General features: G+C 68.2%; 20 protein-coding genes. 8 read left to right on the top strand and 12 right to left on the bottom strand.

The genetic code is table 11. From position 1 onward, the window contains the following. The first annotated feature begins 44 nt into the window (after positions 1–44). A complete protein-coding gene (gene hspQ / locus M9945_RS12150) occupies positions 45–377 on the top strand; it encodes a heat shock protein HspQ (protein ID WP_367929771.1) in 333 nt (110 codons plus the stop codon). Between the two features lie 85 nt (positions 378–462). Here the strand turns inward: hspQ and M9945_RS12145 are convergent, their stop codons facing one another. Continuing rightward, complete coding sequence (locus M9945_RS12145) at positions 463–1,095, bottom strand: invasion associated locus B family protein (protein ID WP_367929772.1); 633 nt, start codon at positions 1,093–1,095, stop codon at positions 463–465. Positions 1,096–1,339: 244 nt separating this feature from the next. On the opposite strand from M9945_RS12145, the gene M9945_RS12140 reads away from it, so the two are divergent. Genes M9945_RS12140 through M9945_RS12130 form a run of 3 tightly spaced genes read left to right on the top strand, consistent with a single transcriptional unit; the run spans position 1,340 to position 4,105 of the window. After that, positions 1,340–3,154 carry an extracellular solute-binding protein gene (locus M9945_RS12140; protein ID WP_367944692.1) on the top strand — a complete coding sequence of 605 codons (1,815 nt, stop codon included), beginning with the start codon at positions 1,340–1,342 and terminating at the stop codon, positions 3,152–3,154. Positions 3,155–3,167: 13 nt separating this feature from the next. Next, complete coding sequence (locus M9945_RS12135) at positions 3,168–3,854, top strand: DsbA family oxidoreductase (RefSeq protein ID WP_367944691.1); 687 nt, start codon at positions 3,168–3,170, stop codon at positions 3,852–3,854. A 47-nt stretch (positions 3,855–3,901) separates the two neighbouring features. After that, positions 3,902–4,105, top strand: a complete 204-nt coding sequence (locus tag M9945_RS12130; RefSeq protein WP_367944690.1) for a hypothetical protein — start codon at positions 3,902–3,904, stop codon at positions 4,103–4,105. 6 nt (positions 4,106–4,111) lie between these two features. On the opposite strand, the gene M9945_RS12125 is transcribed toward M9945_RS12130, so the two are convergent. After that, a complete protein-coding gene (locus M9945_RS12125) occupies positions 4,112–6,844 on the bottom strand; it encodes a cation-transporting P-type ATPase (protein WP_367944689.1) in 2,733 nt (910 codons plus the stop codon). Between the two features lie 161 nt (positions 6,845–7,005). On the opposite strand from M9945_RS12125, the gene M9945_RS12120 reads away from it, so the two are divergent. Beyond that, a complete protein-coding gene (locus M9945_RS12120) occupies positions 7,006–8,844 on the top strand; it encodes a PHA/PHB synthase family protein (protein ID WP_367944688.1) in 1,839 nt (612 codons plus the stop codon). A 9-nt stretch (positions 8,845–8,853) separates the two neighbouring features. Here M9945_RS12120 and M9945_RS12115 read toward each other — a convergent pair whose 3' ends face one another. After that, on the bottom strand, positions 8,854–9,690 hold the full coding sequence (locus M9945_RS12115; RefSeq protein ID WP_367944687.1) for a universal stress protein: 837 nt from the start codon (positions 9,688–9,690) through the stop codon (positions 8,854–8,856). Between the two features lie 262 nt (positions 9,691–9,952). Here M9945_RS12115 and M9945_RS12110 point away from each other — a divergent pair, with 262 nt between their 5' ends. Then, on the top strand, positions 9,953–11,071 hold the full coding sequence (locus M9945_RS12110) for a DegT/DnrJ/EryC1/StrS family aminotransferase (protein ID WP_367944686.1): 1,119 nt from the start codon (positions 9,953–9,955) through the stop codon (positions 11,069–11,071). Position 11,072: 1 nt separating this feature from the next. Here the strand turns inward: M9945_RS12110 and M9945_RS12105 are convergent, their stop codons facing one another. Further along, positions 11,073–12,242, bottom strand: a complete 1,170-nt coding sequence (locus M9945_RS12105; RefSeq protein WP_367944685.1) for a PLP-dependent aspartate aminotransferase family protein — start codon at positions 12,240–12,242, stop codon at positions 11,073–11,075. Then, entirely contained in the window at positions 12,239–13,684 is a 1,446-nt protein-coding gene (locus M9945_RS12100) for a pyridoxal-phosphate dependent enzyme (protein WP_367944684.1), read from the bottom strand. Before M9945_RS12100 ends, M9945_RS12105 begins: the two co-directional genes overlap by 4 nt. Between M9945_RS12100 and M9945_RS12095 the strand changes: the two genes are divergently transcribed. Further along, positions 13,683–13,937: a hypothetical protein gene (locus tag M9945_RS12095; RefSeq protein ID WP_367944683.1), complete on the top strand. Its 255-nt coding sequence runs from the start codon at positions 13,683–13,685 to the stop codon at positions 13,935–13,937. The two genes, M9945_RS12100 and M9945_RS12095, sit on opposite strands and share 2 nt — an antisense overlap. Positions 13,938–14,221: 284 nt before the next feature. Next, positions 14,222–15,154 (top strand): YbhN family protein, encoded by a 933-nt coding sequence (locus M9945_RS12090; RefSeq protein WP_367929783.1) that lies wholly within the window; start codon positions 14,222–14,224, stop codon positions 15,152–15,154. Here the strand turns inward: M9945_RS12090 and M9945_RS12085 are convergent. The 7 genes from M9945_RS12085 to M9945_RS12055 all read right to left on the bottom strand — a co-directional run bounded on the left by M9945_RS12085 (position 15,093) and on the right by M9945_RS12055 (position 22,019). Further along, positions 15,093–15,815, bottom strand: coding sequence for a DUF502 domain-containing protein (locus M9945_RS12085; protein WP_367929784.1), 723 nt, complete (start codon positions 15,813–15,815; stop codon positions 15,093–15,095). The two genes, M9945_RS12090 and M9945_RS12085, sit on opposite strands and share 62 nt — an antisense overlap. A gap of 137 nt (positions 15,816–15,952) precedes the next feature. Beyond that, positions 15,953–16,366: a monovalent cation/H(+) antiporter subunit G gene (gene mnhG / locus M9945_RS12080; protein WP_367944682.1), complete on the bottom strand. Its 414-nt coding sequence runs from the start codon at positions 16,364–16,366 to the stop codon at positions 15,953–15,955. Continuing rightward, the gene (locus tag M9945_RS12075; RefSeq protein ID WP_367944681.1) at positions 16,363–16,644 is read right to left on the bottom strand and encodes a K+/H+ antiporter subunit F; all 282 of its coding nucleotides are present in this window, start codon (positions 16,642–16,644) and stop codon (positions 16,363–16,365) included. The genes mnhG and M9945_RS12075 overlap by 4 nt, the downstream gene beginning before the upstream one ends. Further along, on the bottom strand, positions 16,641–17,126 hold the full coding sequence (locus M9945_RS12070; RefSeq protein WP_367944680.1) for a Na+/H+ antiporter subunit E: 486 nt from the start codon (positions 17,124–17,126) through the stop codon (positions 16,641–16,643). Before M9945_RS12070 ends, M9945_RS12075 begins: the two co-directional genes overlap by 4 nt. Then, a complete protein-coding gene (locus M9945_RS12065; RefSeq protein ID WP_367944679.1) occupies positions 17,123–18,763 on the bottom strand; it encodes a monovalent cation/H+ antiporter subunit D in 1,641 nt (546 codons plus the stop codon). Before M9945_RS12065 ends, M9945_RS12070 begins: the two co-directional genes overlap by 4 nt. Beyond that, positions 18,760–19,104: a Na+/H+ antiporter subunit C gene (locus M9945_RS12060; protein WP_367944678.1), complete on the bottom strand. Its 345-nt coding sequence runs from the start codon at positions 19,102–19,104 to the stop codon at positions 18,760–18,762. The genes M9945_RS12065 and M9945_RS12060 overlap by 4 nt, the downstream gene beginning before the upstream one ends. Next, the gene (locus tag M9945_RS12055; RefSeq protein ID WP_367944677.1) at positions 19,104–22,019 is read right to left on the bottom strand and encodes a monovalent cation/H+ antiporter subunit A; all 2,916 of its coding nucleotides are present in this window, start codon (positions 22,017–22,019) and stop codon (positions 19,104–19,106) included. Before M9945_RS12055 ends, M9945_RS12060 begins: the two co-directional genes overlap by 1 nt.

The following is a 22,019-nucleotide window of genomic DNA, read 5'->3' as shown; positions in this document are numbered from 1 at the left end:
ATTGCGCGCTGCAATGCGGCAAATAGGGCTTCCGGGTGTGGATCATGCGTGAAGCCAAGATTGCGAAGTTCAGGATAGGTCAGGTCGTGCGGCACCGGCTGTTTCCGTTCCGCGGCGTGATATTCGACGTCGATCCCGAATTCGCCAACACCGAGGAGTGGTACGAGGCGATTCCCGCCGAGGTGCGCCCGCGCAAGGACCAGCCCTTCTACCACCTCCTCGCCGAGAACGACGAAACCGAATATGTCGCTTATGTGTCGGAGCAGAACCTGCTCGACGACGCCTCGGGCGAGCCGGTGCGCCACCCGCAGCTCAACGAGTTCTTCGAGATGACGAGCGACGGCAACTACGCGCCGCGGCGCCGCATCCGCCACTGAGCCGGACGCCGGCAAGACCGGGCGCAAACAAAAAGGCGGGTCCCAAGACCCGCCTTTATCGTTTCTGCGCCGTGATGCGGCCCGGTCACTCGCCCTGCTTGGCGCGCTCCTGCTCTTCCTTGAGCTTCTTGGCGAAATCGTCGGTGTTCTTCGAGACGAATTCCTGGATCTTGCGCTGGCGGTCCTCGATGTCGGACTGCTGGAGCGGCGCGCCGTCGAAGGCGCCGGTGAAGCCGGAAAGCGACACCTGGATCGGGTTCGGCTGGTTCTGGAAGTTGACGGAGGTCAGCGTCACCTGCTGGCCGCGCTTGAAGGCGGCGACGAGCTGGTCGGACAGCGCCACCTCGGCGATGCAGCGGTCGGGCAGGCAGATCATGTAGTCGACCTTCTGCGTCTGGCCGCCGTCGATCTGCATGCCGATGCCGGGCGGCACCATGCGGCCGGACGGAACCGTGACCTGGAAGATCTTGCGGTTCACCTTGCCCTTGACCTCGATCATGCTGACCGCGGTCAGGAGCTGGCCCGTATCGGCGACCATGATGTTCTGCACGTTGCAGATGTCGACGTCTTCCTGCTTGGAACAGGCCTTGAACCAGCCCTGCGGCAGCTGCTGCTGCTGTTGCTGGGCGGAAGCCGGGACGGAAGCGCCGGCGACGAGGCCGAAGGCCGCGGCGGCAAGAATGGAAAGTCGGGACACGTCGGTCTTCCGGCTGTTCATGGGGTCGTTATCCTCTCAGACGTCGAGCGTTCGCGGCCGGGGTCGGCACAAGCATGCTAGTTGTCGGCCAATTACGGCGACAGCATGACTCTCGGCCGCCTGTTACACCGCCCTCGCCCGCGAATCCAGACCTAGCGTGAAGTTTGACCCTGAGGAATCGCATCCCATGCTAGGTTGTGGCGAATCGCCGCCATGAAACCGGCTGCATCCGGGCACAGAACGGATAAGACCCAAGAGAATCGACATGCGCCTTTGCATCGCCGCCGCACTCGCTTTGTTCGTCGTCGCGGTTTCCCCGCTACCGGCCTCGGCCGGGGACGGTCCCGTCCATGCCATCGCCATGCATGGCGAGCCGGCGCTGCCGGCCGATTTCACCCATTTCCCCTACGCCGACCCCGACGCGCCGAAGGGCGGCCGCATCGACTATGCCGTGCAGGGCTCCTTCGACAGCCTCAATCCGTTCATCGTGCTCGGCGACGGCGCGCGCGGCCTGTTTGACCAGTATTTCGGCATGAACGTCTTAGAGAGCCTGATGCTGCGCTCGCGCGACGAGGCGTTCACGCTCTACCCGCTGATCGCCGAGTCGATCGAGACCGACGAGGAACGCTCCTTCGTCGAGTTCACGCTCAATGCCCGGGCGCGCTTCTCCGACGGCGTGCCGATCACCGTCGAGGACGTGATCTTCTCGATGGAGCTGCTGGCCGAGAAGGGCCGCCCCAACTACCAGAACTGGATCAGGGCGGCCGAGCGGATCGAGAAGGTCGGGGAACGCGGTGTCCGCTTCACGCTGCGCGAGGATGCCGGGCGCGAGGCCCCGCTTCTCCTCGCCCAGCTTCCCATCCTGCCCCGGCACGCCACCGACGCCGAGAGTTTCGACCGCACCTCGCTGAAGCCGCCGGTCGGCTCCGGCCCCTACACGGTGGAGCGGGTCAGCCCCGGCGAGTTGCTGGTGCTGAAGCGCAATCCCGACTACTGGGCCGCCGACATCCCCTCCAAGCGCGGCTTCGACAATTTCGACGAAATCCGCATCACCTATATCCGCGACGACAACACGCTGTTCGAGGCGTTCAAGAAGGGCATGGCCTCGATCCATATCGAGACCGACACCGGCCGCTGGGCCACAGGCTACGATTTTCCCGCCGTGCAGGACGGACGCGTCATCAAGGACAATTTCGAGTTCGGCCTGCCCTCCGGCATGTACGGCTTCGTCCTGAACACGCGCCGGCCGGTCTTTTCCGATCGCGCCGTGCGTCACGCGCTCGTCTCGCTGTTCGATTTCGAATGGGCCAACCGGAACCTGTTCAACAGCGCATACAGCCGCACGAAAAGCTACTATGACGGCTCGGAGCTGTCCTCGCACGGCATCCCGGCGAGCGAGGCCGAGCAGGCGCTGCTCGCGCCGTTCCCGGACGCGGTGCTGCCCGAGATCATGGAAGGGACATGGGCGCCGCCCGTCTCAGACGGCTCGGGGCGCGACCGCGAGTTCCTGCGCGCCGGCATGGAGGCGCTGAAGGCGGCCGGCTATCGGCTCGATGGCCGGCGCATGGTCGGCCCGGACGGCAGGCCGCTGACCTTCGAGATCATGCTGAACGGCAATTCCGGCGTGCCGCTCGCCACCTCGTGGACGCGCACGCTGGAGCGGCTGGGCATCGAGGCGACGATCCGCGTCGTCGACTCGGCGCAATATCTCCAGCGCCAGCGCACCTACGACTACGACGTGATCCTGCAGAACTTCACCTCGTCGCTGTCGCCGGGCGCGGAGCAGCTCGCCCGGTGGGGCTCGAAGAGCCGCGACCTCGACGGCACCTACAATTTCGCCGGCGTCGCAGAGCCAGCGCTCGACGCGCTGATCGAGGAACTGCTGGCCGCCCGCTCGCGCGAGGATTTCATCGCCGCGGTGCGCGCCTACGACCGCGTGCTGCTGTCCGGCGCCTATGTCGTGCCGCTCTACAACCCGCAGATCAACCGCTGGATAGCCCGCTGGAGGCAGATCGAGCGGCCCGAGGCGACGCCGCTCTACGGGCCGCAGTTCCAGACATGGTGGCGCTCGGCAAGCTGAAGGACCCGCACCGATGGAAGACAGGACGAAGATTACGGTGGACGTCGTTTCCGACGTCGCCTGCCCGTGGTGCTTCATCGGCATGAAGCGGCTGCAGCGCGCGGTCGTGGAAACGCCGGAGATCGAGGTCGCCGTGCGCTGGCGGCCCTACCAGCTCGACCCGTCGATCCCGCCCGGCGGCCTGCCGCGCAAGGCCTACATGCTGCAGAAGTTCGGCTCCGAGGAGCGCCTGCGCGAGATCCACGACCGGATCGTGCCGCTCGGCGCGGTCGAGGGCATCCGCTTCAATTTCGACGGCATGACCGTCTCGGCCAACACGCTCGACGCGCACCGGCTGATCCGCTGGGCGGCGTCGGAAAAGGCACCCGAGGGCGCGCAGGGGCAGGTCGTCCAGCGCCTGTTCGAGGTCAATTTCGAGGAAGGCGGCGACATCGGCGACCGCGCCGTGCTGGCGGAGCTGGCCGGGGAAGCCGGGATGGACGCCGGCCTCATCGAGGCCCTGCTCGCCTCCAACGCCGACATCGAGGCCGTGCAGGAGGAGATCGGCACGGCCGCGCGCATGGGCATCCGCGGCGTTCCCTGTTTCCTCCTCGAAGGCAAATACGCCGTCATGGGCGCGCAGGAGACCGAGACCCTCGCCGACGCCCTGCGCCAGATCGCGGCGGCCAAGGGGCGCGGTGAACTGGACAAGGGCGAATAGGCCGCGGCAGACGGCGCCCGAAGCGGAAGAACGGAACGGGAGCGATCATGTCCCGCTATTACAAGCAGATACAGCACCGGAGCGACGCGGCGCACAAGCTGCAAGAGCGTCTTGCCCGTGAGGACATGGGCGACGAGGCTTACGACAAGGCGGCCTCCTACACCGACACCCGCAGTTTCAGGATCGTCGGCATCGTCTTCATCCTCGTACTCGCGGCGGTGGTTCTCGCCGTGACGGGGCTGGGATACTGACCGGCTTCAATCCCCCAGCCGGTCCATCAGCCCGGTGCGGCGCATGAACGTCTTTTCCGCCTCGAGGATCAGCAGCAGCACGACGCCGACGGCGACGATGAGCAGGCCGTCGAGCAGCGGCACCGGGCGCGAGGAGAACAGCGCGTTCATGAACGGCGCGTAGGTGAAGGCGAGCTGGGCCACCGTGACCGCGCCGAGCGCCGCCAGCACGATGGGCGTTCCCATGATGCCGCGCCAGCTTATCGAGACGGTGTGCATGTAGCGCACGTTGAACAGGTAGAAGATCTCCATCACCACCATGGTGTTGACGACCATGGTGCGGGCGGTGTCGACGTCGAAGCCGCGCCACAGCGCCCAGCCGAAGATGCCGAAGGTGCCGGCGACGAACAGCAGCGAGACGAGCGCGATCCGCCAGACGAGGAAGGCCGAGAGCAGCGGCGCGCCCAGCCGGCGCGGCGGCCGCTGCATCACGTCCGGCTCGGCCGGCTCGAAGGCGAGGACGAGCCCGAGCGTCACCGTCAGCACCATGTTGATCCACAGGATCTGTGCCGGCGTCATCGGCAGGGTCAGGCCGGCGACGAGGGCGACGATGATTGCGATGGCCTCGCCGCCATTGGTCGGCACGGTCCAGGCGATGACCTTGCGGATGTTGTCGAACACCGTGCGCCCTTCATGGACGGCGGCGACGATGGTGGCGAAATTGTCGTCGACCAGCACCATTTCCGACGCCTGCTTGGCCGCTTCCGTGCCCTTGCGGCCCATGGCGATGCCGACATCGGCCTGCTTGAGCGCCGGCGCGTCGTTGACGCCGTCGCCGGTCATGGCGACGATCGCGCCCTCGCTTTGCAGCGCGCGCACGATGCGCAGCTTGTGCTCGGGGTTGGTGCGGGCGAAGACCGAGGTCTCGCGCGCCAGCGCCGGCAGGTCGGCATCGGACACGGCTTCCAGCTCCGCGCCGGTGACGACGATCGGATCGTCGGCGAGGCCGAGCTGGCGGGCGATGGCGGCGGCCGTCGCGCCATGGTCGCCGGTGATCATCTTGACCGCGATGCCGGCCGAGCGGCACTCGGCGACGGCGGCGAGCGCCTCCTCGCGCGGCGGGTCGATGAAGCCGGCGATGCCGAGGAAGACCAGCCCCTCACCGACGCCTTCCATGGACAGTCGCTTCTCGCCGGGCGCCGGCCGCCAGGCGAAGCCGAGAACGCGTTCGCCCTCGGACGCGGCGGCGGCGATGCGCCCGGCCCAGCCGGCCTCGTCGAGCGGCCGGGTGCCGTCCTCCGTCGTCTCCTCGCGACACATGGCCATGACCTGCTCGGGCGCGCCCTTGAGCCAGACCGCCGCGCCATCCGCCCCCGCGTGGAGCGAGGCCATGAAGCGATGCCGGGCGTCGAAGGGGATCTCGTCGATCCGCCGCTGGCCGGCGCGCTCGTTCTCCGGCGAAAGCCCGGCCTTCATCGCGGCGGCGACCAGCGCGCCCTCCATCGGGTCGCCCTCGCTGCGCCACAGGCCGCCGGGCCCGCGCACCAGCACGGCGTCGTTGCAAAGCAAGCCGCAGCGCGCGAGGCTGACCGTGACGTGCGGCGGCGCGGCGCATGGCTCGCCGTCCTTCACCAGCGCGCCTGCCGGCTCGTAGCCGACGCCGTCGAGCGTGACCTCGCCCTCGGCGGTGACGATGCGGCGCACGGTCATCTCGTTGCGCGTCAGCGTGCCGGTCTTGTCCGAGCAGATGACGGAGGTGGAGCCGAGCGTCTCGACCGCCGGCAGGCGGCGGATGATGGCGTGGCGCGCGGCCATGCGGCGCACGCCGATGGCGAGCGTGATGGTAATGACGGCCGGCAGCCCTTCCGGCACCACGCCGACGGCGAGCGCGACGACGACGAGCAGCGCGTCGTCCCAGGCGTAGGCGCGCACGAGGATGGCGAAGGCGAAGAGCAGCGCGGCAATGGCGATGGCGATGCCGGTGAAGCGGCGGCCGAAATCGTTGATCTGGCGCAGCAGCGGCGTCGTCAGCGTCTCGACCTGGCCGATCAGCCGGCTGATATGGCCGATCTCGGTTCCCATGCCGGTTGCGACGACGACGCCCGCGCCCTGCCCGGCCGCGACCAGCGTGCCCGAATAGGCCATCGAGAAGCGGTCGCCGAGCGGCGCGTCGTCGGCCACCGGCTCCTCGCTCTTGTGCGCGGCGACGGATTCGCCGGTCAGGATCGCCTCGTCGATCAGCAGCGCGCGCGTGCGCGTGAGCCTGAGATCGGCCGGCACCTGGTCGCCGGCTTCCAGCAGCACCATGTCGCCCGGCACCAGCGCGGCGGCGGGCACGGAAATACGCTTGCCATCGCGCATTACCGAGGCCTTCGGAGCGATCATGTCGCGGATCGCGTCGAGCGCCTGCTCGGCCTTGCCCTCCTGGATGAAGCCGACGATGGCGTTGACGAGCACCACGGCGACGATGACGCCGGCGTCGACGACATGGCTGAGCGCCCACGCGGCGACGGAGGCGGCGAGCAGGAAGTAGATCAGCGTGTTGTTGAACTGCGACAGGAAGCGCAGCGCGGGGTGCCGGCGCGGCGGCGGCGGCAGGGCGTTGGCGCCGTGGCGCGCGAGCCGTCGCGCCGCCTCGTCGGCGGAAAGGCCGTCATTGCCACTTTCGAACGCGTCGAGCGCCGCCTGCGCGCCGAGGGCGTGCCAGGCTTGTCCCGCATCCTGCGTCGTGTCTCCGGCGGCGCTGTCAGCTTTCCCCATGCAGTTCCGTTCCCTCTTCCTGTCGGGGCAATTCTTGCCCGATTGTCGCGCCCCGTTCATCCGGCGATGAAAGATTGGCCTGCGCCCGCTTGACGCAGCGGCGTTGAGCCTGCGCCCCCTCGCGCCTATATCTTGACGATCAGCGCCGCCCGGAGCCTCGCATGACCACCGCCTCCCGCAAAAACCCGCGCGAAACCCGCACGTCAAGCACCACACGCACAGTTGACAGCGGCAAATCGTTCAAGGCCCCGCTTCCCGAGAAGCCGGAACCGCTGGGCGAGGAGCTGTTCCGCGCCATCGACCGCAGCGCCGGCGCGCTGTCGGCGCAGATGACGGCCGGGCTTTCGCCGGCCGCGCTGTGGATGGCCTGGGCGGACTGGGCGCTTCATCTGGCGCAGGCTCCCGGCAAGCGCGCCGAGCTCGCCGCCAAGGGCTGGCGCAAGGCCTCGCGCCTCGGGCTTCATGCCCTGCATTGCGCGCAGGAGGACGGCACCGACTGCTGCATCGAGCCGCTGCCCGGCGACCGGCGCTTCGCCGATGAGGCGTGGAGGAAGCAGCCCTTCTCGCTGATGTACCAGTCGTTCCTGCTCACCCAGCAATGGTGGCACAACGCCACGCGTGAGGTTCCGGGCGTCTCGCCGCATCATGAGGCGGTCGTGTCCTTCGCCGCCAAGCAGCTGCTCGACATGCTCTCGCCGTCGAACTCGCCCTTCACCAACCCGGAGGTGATCGCGCGCGCGGCCACGACCAACGGCGCCAATTTCGTCGAGGGGTACAGGCAGTTCGTCGACGACGTCTCGCGCCAGCTCTCCGGCGAGCCGCCGAAGGGCGCGGAGAATTTCCGCCCCGGCCACGAGGTTGCGGTGACGCCGGGCAAGGTCGTCTACCGCAACCACCTGATCGAGCTGATCCAGTACGCCCCGGCGACGGAGACCGTGCATGCCGAGCCGGTGCTGATCGTGCCGGCCTGGATCATGAAATATTACATCCTCGATCTGTCGCCGGAAAATTCGCTGATCCGCCATCTGGTCGGCGCGGGCCATACGGTGTTCTGCATCTCGTGGCGCAACGTCACCGCCGCCGACCGCGATCTTTCGCTCGACGACTACCGCAGGCGAGGCGTCATGGCCGCGCTCGACGCCATCGGCCGGATCGTGCCCGAGGCGAAGGTGCATGCGGCCGGCTATTGCCTTGGCGGGACGCTGCTCGCGATCGCCGCCGCGGCGATGGCCCATTCGGGCGACGACAGGCTGGCTTCGATGACGCTGCTCGCCGCCCAGACCGACTTCACCGAGCCGGGCGAGCTGGGCCTGTTCATCGATCACAGCCAGGTCGACTACCTCGAAGACGCGATGTGGCAGCACGGCTACCTCGACAGCCACCAGATGGCCGGCGCGTTCCAGCTCCTGCGCTCGCAGGACCTGATCTGGTCGCGGATGCTGCGCCATTACCTGATGGGCGAGCCGCCCTCGATGAACGACCTGATGGCGTGGAACGCAGACGCCACCCGCATGCCCTACAGGATGCATTCGGAGTATCTGCGCAAGCTGTTCCTCGACAACGACCTCGCCGCCGGCCGCTACATGGTCGAGGGCTTCCCGATCGCCATCCAGAACATCCGCGCGCCGATCTTCGCCGTCGGCACCGAGCGCGACCATGTCGCGCCGTGGCGCTCGGTCTACAAGATCCATTATTTGAGCGACACCGACGTCACCTTCGTCCTGACGAGCGGCGGCCACAATGCCGGCATCGTCAGCGAGCCGGGCCGCGCGAACCGGCATTTCCGCATCGCCGGCAAGACCGACGCAGAGCCGTGCGTCAGCGACGACGCCTGGGCCGAGCGGACGCCGGCGCGCGAGGGCTCGTGGTGGCCGGCCTGGCAGGAATGGCTTGCCGGACGCTCCTCCCCGCAGCGCGTCGCGCCGCCCGCGATGGGCGCGCCCGACAAGGGCCTGCCGCCACTGGAGGATGCGCCGGGAACCTACGTCCACCAGCGTTAGGCGGCAGCCTCAGCGGGCCATCAGCACCGGCAGCGGCGGCTCCTCGATCATCGAGCGGGTGACGCCGCCGAGGATGCGCTGGCGCAGCCGCGAATGGCCGTAGGCGCCCATGACGATCATGTCCGCGCCAATGTCGAGCGCATGGCGGCGCAGCACCTCGACGACCGGGCGGCCCGCGCTCGGCAGCCGGTCGACGCCGACGCGCACGCCATGGCGCACCAGATAGACGGCGGCGTCCGCCCCCGGCTCGTCGCCATGGGCGTCCTCGCCTTCCTCCGGATCGACGAGGACGAGGCGCACCTCCTCGGCCGTCTTGAGGATGCCCAGCGATTCGCGCACGGCGCGCGAAGCCTCGATGCGCGAATCCCATGCCACCATCACCCGCTTCGGCTGGAGGGTCGCGCTCGCGCCTTCGGGAACCAGCAGCACCGGCTTGCCGGACCAGAAAAGCGCGCCCTCGACGATCTTGTCCTTCAGCATGCCGCCCGAGAGCAGCTCCGGGCCGAGCAGCGTCAGGTCGCAATAGCGCCCGCGCCGGCCGATGACGTCGTCGGCCCACGCGGTCTCGGGATAGACGCCGGAAATGTCGGCGGAGACCTCGCGCCCGGAAAGGCGGGCGGTGATCGCGGCGAGGCGCTCCTCCAGCCGCTCGGCATCGGCCTGCCGCTCCTGGACCCAGGCGTCGGAGATCATCGCCGCATAGGTGCCGACCGGCGGCGGGGCCGCGAAGGCAACGACGAAGACGGACAGATGCGCCGAGGCTTCTTCACAAAGTGAAGCAGCAAGATCGATATCGTGATCTCCCCGCTCGAGCCCGGCCACGGTGAGAATGGTCCTGAAAGTCATGAAAGCCTTCTCCTTGCGCCGCAAATCGCCGATTTTGCCAGCCTATCCGGTGCCGCGGCGGCGATCCTTGCCATGAATCAAACTGCCCGCGGAACGAACCGAGGCGATCCGGGGCGCGGCACCGCGCGGGCGCGCCGCAGTTGCCTCCCACCCCGTCTTGCCATACTGACGGCGGGAACGACCACGACAGCAAGGCTGTCGGGAACGACCGCGACAGCAAAGCCTGCCCAGCCGCGCCCCGTCAACCACTGGAGATCCGCGCATGAGCCTCCCCTTCATCGATCTCGCCGCCCAGCAGGCGCGTCTGCGCCCCGCGCTCGAAGCCGCCTATGCGCGCGTGCTCGACCACGGCCAGTACGTCATGGGCGAAGAGGTCAGGGAGCTGGAGCGCAAGCTTGCCGCATTCTGCGGCGCCAGGCACTGCCTTTCCTGCGCCAACGGCACCGACGCGATCCAGCTCGCGCTGATGGCGCTCGGCATCAAGGCGGGCGACGCGGTGTTCGTCCCCTCCTTCACCTTCGCCGCCACGGCCGAGGTGGTGCCGCTCACCGGCGCGACGCCGGTGTTCGTCGACGTCCTGCCCGACACGTTCAACATGGACGCCGAGAGCCTGAAGCGGGCCATCGCCCACGCGCGCGAGATCGGCCTCAAGCCCGCCTGCGTCATCCCGGTCGACCTGTTCGGCCTGCCGGCCGACTACGACGCGCTCATCGCCATCGCCCGCGAGAACGGCATGAAGGTGATCGGCGACAGCGCGCAAGGCTGGGGCGGCGTCTATCACGGCCGCGTCGCCGGCTCGCTGTGCGACATCTCGACGACCTCGTTCTTCCCGGCCAAGCCGCTCGGCTGCTACGGCGACGGCGGGGCGGTGTTCACCGACGACGACGCGCTTGCCGCGCTGATCAATTCGCTGCGCCTGCACGGCATGGGCGAGGACCGCTACTCCTACGCCCGGATCGGCATCAACAGCCGCATGGACACCATCCAGGCGGCGATCCTGATCGAGAAGCTCTCGATCTACGCCGACGAGATCGAAGCGCGACAGGACGTGGCGAAGCGGTATTCGCAAGCGCTTTCAGGCCATTACGAGACGCCGTTCATCCCCGAGGGGCTGAAGAGCATCTGGGCGCAGTACACGATCAAGGTGAAGTCGCCGGCCGAGCGCGAGGCGCTGCAGGCGCGCTGCCGCGCCGCCGGCGTGCCGACGGCGATCTATTATCCGATCCCGCTGCATGTCCAGGGCGCCTATGCGGATTTCCCGCGCGACCCGGCCGGCCTGCCGGTGACGGAGGACCTTGCCGGCCGCGTCATCAGCCTGCCGATGCACCCCTACCTCGCCTCGCAGGTGCAGGACAGCATCGTCGCCGCCGTCATCGGCTAATTTACCCGCCCAGCGCCTGCGCGAGATCGGCGATCAGGTCGTCGCCGTCCTCGATGCCGGCCGAAAGCCGCACCAACGAGTCGGAGATGCCGATGGCCGCGCGCTGCTCGGGCGGGATGGAGCCGTGCGTCATCAGCGCCGGATGCTCGATCAGGCTCTCGACACCGCCGAGGCTTTCGGCCAGCGTGAACAGCCGCGTGCGTTCGAGGAAGCGCTTCGTGCCGGCAAGGTCGCGGTCGAGTTCGACCGACAGCATGCCGCCGAAGGCATGCATCTGCCGCTTCGCGATCGCGTACTGCGGGTGGCTCTCCAGCCCCGGATAAAGGACGCGGCGCACGTCCGGGCGGGTTTCGAGCCAGCGGGCGATCTTCAGCCCGTTCTGCGAGTGGCGCTCCATCCTGAGCGCCAGCGTCTTCAGCCCGCGCAGCGCGAGGAAGCTGTCGAACGGCCCGGAGATGGCGCCGACCGCGTTCTGCAGGAACTTCAGCCGGTCGAGCAGCGCGCCCTCCTCGCGCACCACGGCGACGCCGCCGATCATGTCGGAATGGCCGTTGAGATATTTGGTGGTCGAATGGACGACGACGTCGATGCCCAGCTCCAGCGGCCGCTGGATATAGGGGCTGGAGAAGGTGTTGTCGGCGACGGTGACAAGGCCCTTGCGCCGCGCCAGCGCGGCGATGGCATCGAGATCGACGACCTTCAGCAGCGGGTTGGTCGGCGTCTCGATCCACAGGAGCTCCGTCTGCGGCCGGATCGCCGCCTCGACGGCGGCGAGGTCGGTGAAGTCGACGAAGCTCGCGGAAAGGCCGGCCGAGCGGCTGCGCACCTTGTCGATCAGCCGGAACGTGCCGCCATAGATGTCGTCGGAGGCGACGACATGGGTGCCGGCGTCGAACAGGTCGAGGATGGTGGCGATGGCCGCCAGGCCCGAGGCGAAGGCGAAGGCGCCTGCGCCGCTTTCCAGGTCCGCCACCGCGCGCTCGAAGGCGAAGCGCGTCGGGTTCTGGCTGCGGGCATATTCGAAGCCCTTGTGCACGCCGGGGCTCTGCTGGGCGAAGGTCGAGGTGGCGTAGATCGGCACCATCACCGCGCCGGTCGTGGGGTCATGGCTCTGGCCGCCATGGACGGTGCGGGTGGAGAAGGCCAGACGGTTGCTGCCGCTCGTGGTCATTTGCTCGAACGCCTCAGATGGTTGATCAGGTCGATGCGGGTGATGAGCCCGATGAATTCGTCGCCGTCGAAGACGATGGCGACCTCGTTGCGGTCGAAGACGGGCAGGAGCGCGTCGAGTGTCTGGCTCGCCTGCAGCGTGTGGAGGTCCGAGGCCATCGCCGCGCGCACCGGCGCGTTGAAGCGGTCCCAGCGCCCGTCATAGGGGCCGTCGACCCGGGCGAGGATGTCGCTCTCGTCGATGATGCCGACCAGCCTGCCGTCCTCTAGAACCGGAAGCTGCGACACGTCGGCCCGGCGCATGCGGCCATAGGCGTTGAGCAGGCTGTCTTCCGGCCCGACCCAGACCGTGCCGCCCTCGCGGTGCGCGCGGGCGACGAGGTCGCGCAGGTCGCCGTGCTGCTCGCGCGCGGCCAGCCCCTGCTCGGCCAGCCAGAAATCGTCGAACACCTTCGACAGGTACTTGTTGCCGGAATCGCAGACGAGCGTCACCACCCGCTTCGGCGTCCTCTGCTCGCGGCAGTAGCGCAGCGCGGCGGCGAGCAGCGTGCCCGAGGACGAGCCGGCGAGGATGCCTTCCTTCGACAAAAGCTCGCGCGCGGCGGCCATGCTCTGCCGGTCCGGCACCGTATAAGCCTTCCTCACAAGCGAGAGGTCGGCGTTCGGCGGAATGAAATCCTCGCCGATGCCCTCGACGGTCCAGCTTCCCGCCTCGGTCAGCTCGCCGGTCTTGATATAGGCGGCGAGCACCGAGCCGGCCGGGTCGGCGAGGATCATCTCCGTCTTCGGCGAGGCGGCGGCGAAGAAGCGCCCGAGCCCGGTCAGCGTTCCGCCCGAGCCGACACCGACGACCACGGCGTCGACGTCGCCGTCGAGCTGCCGGAATATCTCCGGGCCGGTCGTCGTCTCGTGCGCCAGCGGGTTCGCGGGGTTGGCGAACTGATTGACGTAGAACGAGCCGGGCGTCTCGGCGGCGATCCGCTCGGCCATGTCCTGATAATATTCGGGATGGCCCTTGCCGACGTCGGAGCGCGTCAGCCGCACATCCGCGCCCAGCGCCCGCAGGTGCTGCACCTTCTCGCGCGACATCTTGTCGGGCACGACCAGCACGATGCGATAGCCCTTGGGGATGCCGACCTGCGCCAGCCCGAGGCCGGTGTTGCCGGCGGTCGCCTCGATGATCGTGCCGCCGGGCGCGAGCACGCCGCGCGCCTCGGCGTCGGCAATCATCGACAGCGCGATGCGGTCCTTGATCGAGCCGCCGGGATTCTGGCTCTCGAGCTTGACGAACAGCCGGCACGGGCCGGTGTCGAAGCGCGAAAGCTCGACCATCGGCGTCTGGCCGATCAGCTCGAGCACGGAAGCGTGCGGCCGTCCCAGACGGGAAAAGTCGCTCGCGGGCGTGAGATTCTCGCTCAGGGTCTCGTTGAGGGTCTGGCTCATGGGGGATCCGGTCCGTTCCGCGCGACGCGCGCCGGCCGCGTTCCGTCGCGCAAACCGGAGCACCATCGAAATTGGTTCCGATTTGGCGGAAAAACCCGGCCATTCAAAGGAACGGATTGCCAATCATCGGGTTGAATCGGAAATCGGATTCCCCGATCTGGCCTCAGGCACCCGCGCTTCGGCGCGGCCAGGCCATGAGAGCCGGAAAAACGTGACCGACGGGGTACTGGTCATGCGCGGCGTCACGTTTTAAGCAGGAATCCGTCGCATTTTATCTTCGGTTACCATTTCCGCCGCACAGTCGGGGTCGAGTGGCGGAGTCGGGTGGTTTGAAGGGCGCGGAACGGCCGGGGGACGGTTGCCTGCAACGGGCGGCCATTTTTGCCGTCATGCGCCTGCCTAGATGCACTGATGCTCCGGCATCGCCGGCCAAGGAGAGGTGGCGGGCGAATTGTCGGAAACGGCCGAGGGCCATCGGCCTTGTGGGGGACGCATGGCGTGCCGGCTTCCGGGCATGCCCAATAAGGGAGTTCACCGGTGAAGGTGAAGAAATATATCTGGCCTGTCGTCGGCATCGCGGCCGTCGCCTTCTCGGTCTGGCTGCTCTACCACGAATTGCGCGGGCTTTCGCTCGACGAGCTGTGGGACAGCCTCGCCGCCATCTCCGGCCGCGACTGGCTGCTGGCGATCGCGGCGACGCTGGTCGCCTACGGCGCGCTCGCGGCCTACGATCACCTTGCGCTTCTCCACCTCGGCAAGCGCGTCGGCTGGCTCTACATCACCATCGCCTCGTTCACGACCTATGCGCTGTCGCACAATATCGGCGCGTCGGTGTTCTCCGGCTCGGTCGTGCGCTATCGCGCCTATACGGCGAAGGGGCTTTCGGGGGCGGAAGTCGGCGTCCTCGTCGCCTTCTGCTCGTTCACCTTCGCGCTCGGCACGGTCATGCTGACCGGCCTCGTGCTCGTCCTCGAGCCGGGGCTGACCGAGCGCTTCGTCGACGTCCTGCCGGTCGCCGCCTCCGCCGCGACGGGCCTGTTCCTGCTGGCGCTGGTCGCGCTCTATGTCGGCGGCAGCGCGCTGAGGCTGCGCCCGCTGAAGCTCGGGCGGGTCGAGATGACCTATCCGCGGCTTCCCATCGTCCTGCGCCAGCTCTTCATCGCCCCCATCGAGCTGATCGGCGCGGCGGGCATCATCTATTTCGCCCTCCCCGAGGCCGGGAATCCCGGCTTCATGATAGTGCTCGGCATCTTCCTGATCTCGTTCTCGGCCGCGCTGCTGTCGCATGCGCCGGGCGGCCTCGGCGTGCTGGAGCTGGTCTTCATCACCGGCCTGTCGGAAATGGACCCGGTGGACGTGCTGGCGGCGCTTCTGGTGTTCCGCCTGCTCTACCTGATCGTGCCGTTCATCATGGCGCTTTTCGTGGTGCTCGGCTTCGAGCGCTGGCAGTTTTCCCGGCAGGAAGAATAGACGGCCCGGCCGGGGGCATATCGGGCCACTCGATCGGCGCGTTCTCGGGCGCCATCGCGCCGCCGGAGACGATGAAGGCCATGGCGTCGTTCTTGGTCCAGTCGAGCCAGACCAGCCGCGAGGTCGGCACGATCTCGACGAAGCCGGATGTCGGGTTGGGCGTCGTCGGCACGTAGACGGCGGCGAGCTCGGGATTGCTCCCCCTCGCCGGGAAGACGCGCGTGACGATGCCGACGGCGCGCATGTGCTCGGACGGGAACTCGATCAGCACCACGCGCTGGCCGGTCGGCGTGCCGTCGCCGCCGAGCGAGCGGATCAGCGTCTGCGTCGCGCCGTAGACGGTGCGGGCGAACGGCACGGCCTCGACCAGCCGGTCGAAGGCATGGAGGAGACGCCGCCCCAGCACCGCGTTGGCGGTGCGGCCGATGAGGTAGAGGAACAGCAGCGCGAGGACCAGCGCCACCGCCGACTGGAACCAGCCTTCGAGGATGAGGTCGGCGAGATCGGGCGAGGTCGGGCGCAACGCTCCGGACAGCGCGAATGTCGCCGGCCGGCCGATCCAGATCAGCATGTCGACCGCGAACCACAGGATCCACGCGGTGACGCCGAGCGGGATGATGGTGAGCACACCAGCGATGATCTGCCGCGTGACCGATTGCATGGCTGCGCCGCGCTCCCTTACCGGTGTTGTCCCGCTCGCTTCCTCTCGCCCCTGTCGCCGGCTTCCGGCAGCGGCGGGCGCCATGATCGAAGCCTAAGGCGCGGGACGCGTCGTTTCCTTGTCCTGCCGCAATCGCCTCACGTTTGTGCCGCGTCCTGTCCGGCCGCCGGCTCCGTCTCGCCGGAGACGACGAGCGACCCTTTCGGCGGGTCCATCGCCGGCACGTCGGGGTTCGTCTCGGCGCGGTCGCGATAGAGCGCGGCGCGGCCGAGCAGCATCAGCGTCACCGGCATCGTCACCGTCACGAAGATGCCGATGAGGATCTCGTGGATGACGAGGCGCGATTGCAGCACGGTGAAGCAGATCATCGACGCCATCACGATCGCGCCGGTGCCCCAGCTCGTGCTGAGCGTCGGCGCATGGATGCGGTCGTAGAAGGATTTCAGCCGGAAGAAGCCCCAGGAGCCGATCAGCGTCAGCCCCGCGCCGACGAGCAGGAAGGCCGCGACGAGGATCGCCGCCCAGAGCGGAAGATCGGCGGCGTGGCTCATTCGATCACCTCGCCGCGCATCAGGAACTTGGCGAGCGCCGCCGTCGCCACGAAGCCGAGGATGGCGATGACGAGCGCGGCCTCGAAATAGAGCGTCGAGCCGGTGCGGATTCCGAAGACCAGCAGCATCAGCATGGCGTTGACATAGAGCGTGTCGAGGCCGAGCACGCGGTCCTGCGCGCGCGGCCCGCGGATCATCCGCGCCAGCGCCAGCGCCATGGCGGCGGCCAGCATGACCTGGGCGGCGGTGACGGCGACGGAGAGGATCGTCTCGCTCATTCGAAGATCTCCATCAGCATGTGTTCGTAGCGGTTCTTGATCAGGTCGCGCCAGCCCTCCTCGTCCACCAGGTCGAAGACATGGACGAGCAGCATGCCGCGCGCGGAATTGTAGTCGAACCACGCCGTGCCGGGCGTCGAGGTGATGATAACCGAGAGCACGGCGAGGCCCGTCGGGTCGCGCAGGTCGAGCGGGATCGAGACGAAGCCGGAGCGCCGCGCGCGGCGCGGGCCGCCGAGGATGATCGAGACCACGGCGATGTTGGAGCGCACGATGTCGTAGAGCACGATGCCGATCAGCTTGGGGATCAGCTCCCAGCGACGCAGGCGAGGCTTGGCCGGGTGCAGCGCTGCAAGCCCCTGCCCCGCCACGAGCGCGACGGCGACGGCGACAATGAGCTGGCCAAGCGAGAAGCTGGTGAGCGCGAGCCACACCACGACCAGCGAGGCCATCATCAGCGGGTACGGGACGATGCGGCTCATCGCGGCGCCTCCCGGCCGGTGGCGCGCGGCTGCTCCATCACCTTCTCGACATAGGACCAGGGCTGGTGCAGACCCTCGGCAGTCGCCTCCATGAAGCGCATGACCGGCCCGGCCTGCACGGTCAGGAACAGCGTCGCCGCCAGCAGCATGCCGACCGGCACGATCTCGATCAGCAGGACGCGCGGCACCACGATATCGACCGGCGCCCAGAAGGCGCGGATACCGGCGCGGCTCATCGCGATCAGCGCGGACAGGCCCGACAGGATCAGCAGCGTGGCGAGCCACCACGAGGCCGCCCCGATCTCGCCCGCCTCGCCGAGCCCGAGCGGGTTGAACATGGCGGTCAGCATCGCGAACTTGGCGAGGAAGCCGGGCAGCGGCGGCAGGCCGGCGAGCAGGATGCCGCACAGGCCGAAGCTGATGCCGAGAATGGCGAGCGTCGCGGGAATCGTGACGCCGACCTCCGGCTCGACCTCCTCGTCTTCCTCGCCCTCGCCGAAGGCCTCCTGCGTTACGGCGAGCACGTTGGCGAAGGCGTCCTGCCCGCGCTCGACCAGCTCGATCAGCAGGAAGAAGGCGGAAATCGTCAGCGTCGAGCTGATGAGGTAGAACAGCGCGCCGGCGGTGACGCCGGTCTGCGACAGGCCCATGGCGGCGAGCAGCGTGCCCGAGGAGACGAGCACCGAATAGCCGGCGAGCCGCCCGAGTGCCTGCGAGGCAAGGACGCCGATGGCCCCGAAGGCGATGGTCGCCATGCCGCCGAGGAACAGCAGCTGCCAGCCGAAGCTCGACGTGCCCTCGGGCATGCCGGCGGCCGAGAACAGCAGCGACAGGCGCAGGATGACGTAGACGCCGACCTTGCTCATGATCGCGAAGATCGCCGCCACCGGCGCGGGTGCTGCCGTGTACATGGTCGGCAGCCAGAAGGAGAGCGGCCACATGCCGGCCTTGATGAGGAATGCGACGCCGAGGATCGCCGCGCCCGCCTCCAGCATCATGCGGCTTTCCGGCGGCACCCCCGGGATGCGCAGGATCAGGTCGGCCATGTTGAGCGTGCCGGTGACGCCGTAGATCAGCGACACGCCGATCAGGAACAGCAGCGAGGCGGCGAGATTGATGGCGATGTAATGCATGCCGGCGCGCACGCGCTGCGTGCCTGAGCCGTGCAGAGCAAGGCCGTAGGATGCGGCCAGCATCACCTCGAAGAAGACGAAGAGGTTGAAGAGGTCGCCGGTCAGGAACGCGCCGTTCAGCCCCATCAGCAGGAACAGGAACAGCGTGTGGAAGTGCGGGCCGGCCTTCTGCCAGCGGCCGATCGAGAAGATCAGCGCGGGGATGGCCAGCACCGACGACAGCACCAGCATCATCGCCGACAGGCGGTCGAGCACGAGGAGGATGGCGAAGGGCGGCGGCCAGTTGCCGAGCAGATAGACGACGATGCGCCCCGCCCCCGGCTCGCCGCCGGAATGGGCGGCGATGAGCAGCGTCACCGAGATGGCGAGCAGCGCGACGGCCGTCATGATCGACACGGTCGCCTTGAGCAGGCGCTCGCGGTCGTCGAAGAACAGCAGCAGCGCGCCAGCCACCATCGGCAGCACCACCGGTGCGATGACGAGATGTTCGGGAGCGACGATCACCGTTCCGGCTCCCTGCCGTCGACATGGTCGGTGCCGGTCAGGCCGCGCGCGGCGAGCAGCACGACGAGGAACAGCGCCGTGGTGGCGAAGCCGATGACGATGGCGGTGAGCACCAGCGCCTGCGGCACCGGATCGGCGAAGGTGGCGGGGTCGATCTCGGCCGCGCCGGGCAGGATCGGCGGCGCGTTCACCTTGAGACGCCCCATCGAGAAGATGAACAGGTTGACCGCATAGGACAAAAGGGCCAGCCCGATGATGACCTGATAGGTGCGCGGGCGCAGCAGGAGCCACACGCCCGAGCCGGTCAGGATGCCGATGCCGAGGGAGAGGACGAGTTCCATCAGGCGTCCTCCTCGGCCTTGGCCGCCTCGACGGCGCGCACGCGATGGCTGCGCACCGACTGGTGGGCGAGCGCGATGAGCATCAGCACGGTCGCGCCGACGACGAGCGAGAACACGCCGAGATCGAACAGCAGGGCCGAGGCCGTCGGCACTTTGCCGATGAACGGGATGTCCGTGTACTGGAAGTACGAGGTCAGGAACGGCATGCCGAACAGCCACGCGCCGATGCCGGTGAATGCGGCGAGCAGCAGGCCGGAGCCGATCCAGCGCACCGGCAGGATGCGCAGGCGGTCCTCGACCCAGCGGGTGCCGCCGCCAATATACTGCAGGAGGAAGCCGATCGCCATGATGATGCCGGCGGCGAAGCCGCCGCCCGGCAGGTCGTGCCCGCGCAGGAAGACGTAGGCCGCGAGCAGGATGATGACCGGGAACATCCACTGCATGATGACCGAGGGGACGAGCAGATAGTCGCGCACGGTCTCGCCGACCTCGCGGTCGGGCCGCTCGTCGTCGAAGGCGTTCTGGATGCGCTGCTGCTCGGGCACGCCGACGCTGTCGGCGGCGGGGCGGAAGCGGCGCAGCAGCGCGAACACGGTCAGCGCGACGATGCCCAGCACCGTGATCTCTCCGAAGGTGTCAAAGCCGCGGAAATCGACGAGGATGACGTTGACGACGTTGGTGCCGCCGCCTTCCGTATAGGCGCGGGTCAGGAAGAAATCGGCGATGGTGTCGGGCGACGGGGTCGTCATGATCGCATAGGCGATCATGGTCATGCCCGTGCCGCACACGAGCGCGAGGAAGAAGTCGCGGTGGCGGCGCATGCGGGCGATGGGCCGCGCCGAATTGTCGACCTTCTCGATGCGCTTGGGCAGCCAGCGCAGGCCGAGCAGGATCAGCACCGTGGTGACGATCTCGACGACGAGCTGGGTGACGGCGAGGTCGGGCGCGGAGAACCAGATGAAGGTGACGCAGGTGACGATCCCCGCGCCGCCCATCAGGATCAGCGCCGCCAGCCGGTGATACTTGGCCTGGTAGGCGGCGCCGACGGCGCAGATCGCCCCGACGGCCCAGATGGCGGCGAACACCGGGTCGACGCCGGCAAGGCTCGGCCAGCCGGGATTGAACCCGCCGGCGAACAGCGGCCACAGCGCGGCGACGAAGGCGATGGAGACGACGAGGCGAAGCTGCGGCTGCAGGCGCCTTGTGCCGAGATGGCCCTCGAGCCAGCGCGCCCAGCGCCACGAGATGGTGACGAGGATGCGCTCGAAGATGCGCTTGCCCTGCAGCTCGCGGAACAGCGGCGGCCCGTCCTCGCCGCGCGCCAGATAGGTGCGCAGGGAAAGGTAGAGCAGCACGCCGCCGATCAGCGCCACCGTGCTCATGATCAGCGGCGTGTTGATGCCGTGCCAGACCGCAAGGCTGTATTCGGGCGTGCGGTCGCCGAGCACCGCGACCACGGCGGCATGGAGATATGGCCCGACGGTCATGCCGGGGATGATGCCGACGATGAGGCAGATCAGCACCAGGAGTTCGATCGGCAGGCGCATCCAGTGCGGCGGCTCGTGCGGCTCGCGCGGCAGGTCGACCGGCTTCGGCCCGAAGAACACGGTGTGGATGAAGCGCACCGAATAGGCGACGGCGAAGGCGCTGGCGATGGTCGCCGCATAGGGCGCCATGCCGTCGATGATCGAGCCGTGATGCTGCTCCAGTGTCTCGGCGAAGAACATCTCCTTCGACAGGAAGCCGTTGAGCAGCGGAACGCCCGCCATCGCCGCGCTCGCCACCATGGCGAGCGTCGCCGTGATCGGCAGGAAGGAGAACAGGCCCGACAGCTTGCGCATGTCGCGCGTGCCGGCCTCGTGGTCGATGATGCCGGCGGCCATGAACAGCGACGCCTTGAAGGTGGCGTGGTTCATCATGTGGAAGATCGCGGCGACGGCCGCCAGCGGGCTGCCGAGACTGAGCAGCGTGGTGATGAGGCCGAGATGGCTGATCGTCGAATAGGCGAGCAGACCCTTCAAATCCTGCTGGAAGATGGCGAAATAGGCGCCGAGCAGCAGCGTTGCCATCCCGGTGATGCCGACGATCAGGAACCATTCGTCGGTGCCGGACAGCACCGGCCACAGCCGGGCGAGCAGGAAGACGCCGGCCTTCACCATGGTTGCCGAATGGAGATAGGCCGAGACAGGCGTCGGCGCGGCCATGGCGTTGGGCAGCCAGAAATGGAACGGGAACTGCGCGCTCTTGGTCAGCGCGCCGAGCAGCACCAGGAGCAGCGCCGGCGTGTAGAGCTCGTGGTTGCGGATGGCGTTGCCCGAGGCCAGCACCACGTCGAGGTCGTAGGAGCCGACGATGTGGCCGATCAGGATGAGGCCGACCAGCAGGCCGAGCCCGCCGACGCCGGTGATGATCAGCGCCATGCGCGCGCCGTCGCGGGCGGCGGCGTTGTGGTGCCAGTAGCCGATCAGCAGGAAGGAGAAGATGCTGGTCAGCTCCCAGAAGATGCCGAGCAGGATCAGGTTGCCGGAGATGACCATGCCCTGCATCGCCCCCATGAAGGCGAGCAGGAAGGAGAAGAAGCGCGGCACCGGGTCCTTCGGCGACATGTAGTAGCGGGCGTAGATGACGACGAGCAGGCCGATGCCGGTGATCAGCATCGAGAACATCCACGCGAAGCCGTCCATCCTGAGCGTGAAGTTCAGCCCGAGTTCGGGTATCCACTCGATCTCGCGGCGCACCACGCCGCCGTTGGCGACCTCGGGGAACATCGATGCCGCGATGGCGAAGGCGGCGACCGCCACCCCGCCCGAGAGCCATGCCTCGCCGTTGCGGGCGTTTCCCGGCAGCATCGCCGCCAGCGCACTGCCCATGAAGGGAAGCAGGATCAGGAGCAGGAGCAGGTTGGCGTCGTTCAT

The organism is Aquamicrobium sp., assembly GCF_023954335.1.
In the GTDB taxonomy this organism is placed as follows: Bacteria; Pseudomonadota; Alphaproteobacteria; order Rhizobiales; family Rhizobiaceae; genus Aerobium.
This window is presented reverse-complemented; position numbering and strand designations above follow the sequence as displayed.